The sequence below is a fragment of the Clostridium sp. ZBS15 genome, assembly GCF_023845705.1.
Lineage (GTDB): Bacteria > Bacillota > Clostridia > Clostridiales > Clostridiaceae > Clostridium > Clostridium aquiflavi.
In genome coordinates this window covers 489-723 of record NZ_JAMQHY010000113.1, presented here as the reverse complement: position 1 = coordinate 723, position 235 = coordinate 489, and the positions used below count along the sequence as shown (strand labels likewise).

The window sequence follows — 235 nt, the reverse complement described above, 5'->3', positions numbered from 1 at the left end:
AGACTCAACATGACTGATTATACCTATTTTTAATTTATCATTATGCAATCTTTCTAACGAACTCATAACTACTTCTAATAAATTATCATCTAATGTTCCAAATCCTTCATCTAGGAAAAACAATTCTAATGGTGCTGTTCCCTTAAGCTGTATTTGTGATGATAATGCCAATGCTAATGCTAGTGATGTTAAAAATGTTTCTCCTCCTGATAAGGTAGATGCATCTCTTTCAGCA

The 235-nt window shown here is 31.9% G+C and carries 1 protein-coding gene; it reads right to left on the bottom strand.

Going from position 1 to position 235, the window contains the following annotated elements; genetic code table 11:
- Positions 1-235: SbcC/MukB-like Walker B domain-containing protein (locus NG904_RS16740; RefSeq protein ID WP_252232855.1), on the bottom strand; the 235-nt coding region annotated here is incomplete at both ends.